Below are 4,038 nucleotides of genomic sequence, written 5' to 3'. Positions count from 1 at the left end.
GTAGTGAGGAAGGAATCAAAAAGCCGGGTCGCCACTACCCGGCTTTTCAAAAAGGAGAAAAGGAGAGCGTCAATTTGCCTATTGACGCTTCTATTATATCATCCCTCTGCTTTGTTTTACTTGACGCTTGCACGATGGCTTCTTGCTGCTAATCCTACGCTGGCCAAATGTTAAATTTTGCGGCAGGCCCGGACAGCAACGCCGGTGGTGGTTTATGGCAACCCAAAAATCAACCGTTAGCGTTGAGCCTCAGAAAAAATACGCCAAATGGCCCGATGCGGCGCTTCTTGTGGGTTTAGCCCTGCTGCCCTGCCTTTTTTTCTGGCGACTCTTGACGCCCCATCCGGCCGACCGGATGCACATTGTTGCCGGTGATTTCACCGAGCAATATTTTCCCCTACGCGCTTTTACCGCCCAAGCCTGGGTGCAGCCCCACATTCCCTTGTGGAATCCCTACTTGTTCGGCGGCCAGCCGGCCCTGGCCGATATTCAGGCCGGGGCGTTGTACCCGCCCCACGTCATCGAGGCCCTGATTTTGGGCTGGGGCGGGCCGTTATGGGGGCGGGAAATCGGTTTCCCCTTGTGGGCTTTGGAAGGACAGGTGATTGTTCATTTCTCCCTGGCGGCAGTGGGCAGCTATTTGTTTGGACGACACCTGGGCCGGCGTGGGGGAGTGTCGCTGCGCCGGGCGCGTTTTGACGGAGTCATTACCTCCCTGGTTTTTACTTATAGCGGTTATCTGACCGGCTTTCCGGTGCAGCAGATGACCATTTTGGCCGCGAGCGCCTGGCTGCCTTGGGTGATGTGGGCGGTGAGTAACATCGGAATGAGAAATGAGAAAGTAGAAGTACGCCGCGGGTTAAGGGTTATTGGCTGGGGTGGGTTGGCTTTGGCCATGGCCATCCTGGCTGGGCATCCTCAAACCGGGCTGTATATTTTTTATCTTTCCCTGGCCTATACTATTTTTAGGGCTGTTTGGGCCTGGCGTAACGGCGCAGCCGGGCTGTCAGGAGAGAATCAACAACTTTCAGGCGGGGGGATGAAATGGTTATCTCGCTTGCTTCCCTCTTTCTTTGCGCCTTGGCCCGGTTTGTTTCATTGTCTTGCGGTCCATCTTCTGGTTTGGTTTGGTTTGGTGCTCCTGGGTGTGGCTATTGCGGCGGCTCAAGCGCTGCCCACCCTGGAGTTTATTGCTCACTCGCTGCGGGCCGATCTTTCTTATCAGGCGGTTTCTGCCGGTTTGCCCTTAACCGAATTGATCTCGGTTTTGTATCCCGGCTTTTTTGGCGGGTCGCCGGAATATGTGGGGCTGGTGGGCCTGGTTTTGTTGGCGGCGGCCCTGGTTTTGGGCCGGCCGCGCCGCGAGATTTTCTTTTGGGCCGGCGCGGGATTGGTTGGCCTGGTGCTGGCCTTTGGGGGCAGCACTTTTTTGTACCCGCTTTTTTATCTGTTAGCGCCGGGTTTTGCCGCGGTCCGGCAGCAAGAGCGAGCGTTTTTGGTTTACAGTTTTAGCGCCGCGGTGTTGGCCGGGTACGGGGCCATCGCTTTGACCGGCCCCTTTTCAAAATTGGCGCGGCGGCGGTATGCCTGCTTTGAACGCGGCCTGCGGATTGTGGTTGTGGTAGCCTTGGGCCTGACCGCTTTTTATATTTACGGATCGGCTGCGGTTACGGCGCGCGGCGATGAGGTGAACCTGTTTTATGGGGTGTTGCGGTATCATTTGTTTGGGTTGATGATGTTGGGCGGGCTGGTAGCCTGGCTGGCCCTGCGCCCGCGCCGATGGCAGCGGCGCGCGTGGGCAATGGCCCTGCTGGCGCTCTGGCTGATTTTTAATCTGTTTACCGTGAACTGGCGGTTCAATTTGGAAAAACGGGCCGGCGTTGAACCTTTTGCGCCCAATGGGGTGGTGCAGTTTTTGCAGGCCAAGCTTTCGCCCGGCCCATCCAACCCCACATGGGGACGGATAGTGAGTGGGGGACTGCTGCCGGGAGGTCATAATGCAGCCTCTGTTTATCACCTGGAAGATTTGACCGGCAATACGCCCCTACAATTGGCCGGGGTGGATACCTTTTTCCGGCAGATGCCGGCCTGGCGGTTGTGGCAATTGTTGAACGTGCGTTACGTGGTCGCTCGGCAGGATATTGCCGGCGACGGTTTGCGCTTGGTTTTTGAGGAAGGGGAGGACAAAGTGTTTGAAATGGGCGATCCTTTTCCCCGCGCCTGGCCGGTATCGCAAGTGGAGGTCATACCAGAAATTGAACAAGCCACGGCTCGCCTGGCGGATGATGATTTTGATTTGCGGCAGGCGGCTGTTTTAGCGGAGCCTCTGGGGGTGTCGTTAGCACAAGCGGCGGCAACGGTGACGGTGGTTGACTCTGTCGCCGGCTATTTAAAGGTAGAAGTGGAAGCGTTAGGCCGGCAACTTTTGGTGGTCAGCCAGATTTATTATCCCGGCTGGCAAGCGGAAGTTGACCATCAACCGGCAGAGTTATGGCGGGTCAATGTGGTTCAGCAGGGGGTGATTGTGCCAGCCGGAAGACATACGGTGGAGTTGTTTTTTAGGCCGGTCAGTTTTTGGTGGGGGGGAATTATTTCTCTAATGGGTTTGGCGTTGGGGTTATGGTTTATTTTGCCGGGGGCTTTAAGCGGTACGATGCGTAACCCCTGAAAGCAGGCCCTCTCTGCCGCTGAACGGCTCGCGTATTTTCAGGCCGCCCTTTTTGATTTCAAATCTTCTGATTTCCTTTTGATGCGTGCTGCCCCGCATTTTCATCACGGTAATGGCCCGCTGCATAGTGCTGTCAATTTCAACATAGCGCAGTAAAATAACCGTGTCAACCACAAAGGGCAAGGTAGCCATGCGGCCGTGTTGGACTTCCACCACGTTGATGGCTTCGTCTAGCAGTAAAGACGTCATGCCTTCTCGTTTTAAGGCGTTAACCAGGCTGTTGTAAATGTCTCGGAGTTCAATGGGAAAATCGTCGGTCATTCGCTGAAAGTGGGCCGTGCTGTCTATTACTACCCGTTGGGGAGCTAAAACCTGCAAGGTTTCGGCCAATGGGCTATCTTCGGCCTTCAAGCTGCCCAGAAAGACTTCGGGCGAAGTAAAAATTATCTTGAACAGCCCCTCGTTTTCCAGGGCATTCAAATCCCAGCCTAATTGCAGGGCATCTCTGATGAGGGAAGAGGGGAATTCTTCAAAGGATACCATTAAGCCGGATTGGCCGGCTTTGATGCCGGCTATCAAAAATTGCAGGCCCAGCGTGGTTTTGCCAACCCCCGGCGCGCCACTAACCAGGGTGGCTGTTCCTCTTAATAATCCACCGCCAACCATTTCATCTAATTCTGTGGAACCTAAAGAAAATCGTTCTCTTGGCGTGATTGGGGTCATGGTCTATAGTTTCCCGTTTTTGTTTATCTCTATAGTTGTTTAGATAACGTTTTGGGGGCAGAAACAGGACCTTGTCCTGTCTCGATCCGGCAAGAAATCAAAATCTTTTTTGAATATCTTTAAAAAGATACCATTATTACCACGTTTCGTCAATTAAATTGCCTCATTTGCCAGTTGATCACTTTTACTTGGATAGAGTCGTCGTTTCTACAGGGGTCCAGAATGCAGCCCTTTTCCAGGAACTCCTCTTCTTCTTCTTCAGGGTCAACGCCTTTACAGTGAGAAGGGTTTTGAGCGTAAATAGGGTCGGTGGTGAATTTGAACTCTTCGCTGGCCTGCTGCCCGTTTTGGAGAACATAGATGTACCAGTTATGGGCCGAATAAGCATACGCTTTGGCTGTGCCGGGCAAAAGGAGGGCGGTATAGCGGCCGTTGGCATCGGTTTTGGTGGTGAAGCGGCTGCCCGATACACCTATTTCTCCATATTGAAGCTGGACGCCGGCCTGGGGCAACCCATCAGGCCCGTTGACTACCCCTTTTAAGCCGATGTCGGCGCAGTTGTTTTCGCTGGAATGAGATGAAACAAAATAGGGCAAGGGGGTGGGGGTGGCGGTAGGGGGAGGAGGAAGCGTGGGCGGGAGCGGCGT

The 4,038-nt window shown here is 54.2% G+C and carries 3 protein-coding genes; 1 reads left to right on the top strand and 2 read right to left on the bottom strand.

The window, feature by feature from the left end; translation table 11 throughout:
* Nucleotides 1-214: 214 nt before the first annotated feature.
* Nucleotides 215-2,668, top strand: a complete 2,454-nt coding sequence (locus JW953_23690; protein ID MBN1995711.1) for a hypothetical protein — start codon at nucleotides 215-217, stop codon at nucleotides 2,666-2,668.
* On the opposite strand, the gene JW953_23685 is transcribed toward JW953_23690, so the two are convergent.
* Together JW953_23685 and JW953_23680 are read right to left on the bottom strand one after the other, a co-directional pair.
* Entirely contained in the window at nucleotides 2,642-3,391 is a 750-nt protein-coding gene (locus tag JW953_23685) for an ATPase (protein MBN1995710.1), read from the bottom strand. The two genes, JW953_23690 and JW953_23685, sit on opposite strands and share 27 nt — an antisense overlap.
* A 149-nt stretch (nucleotides 3,392-3,540) precedes the next feature.
* A partial coding sequence (locus JW953_23680; protein MBN1995709.1) for a carboxypeptidase regulatory-like domain-containing protein occupies nucleotides 3,541-4,038 on the bottom strand: 498 nt, incomplete at its 5' end.

Source organism: Anaerolineae bacterium (assembly GCA_016931895.1).
Lineage (GTDB): Bacteria > Chloroflexota > Anaerolineae > 4572-78 > J111 > JAFGNV01.
Note: the sequence above shows the minus strand (reverse complement) of the source record. Positions and strands in the feature narration are given on the sequence as shown.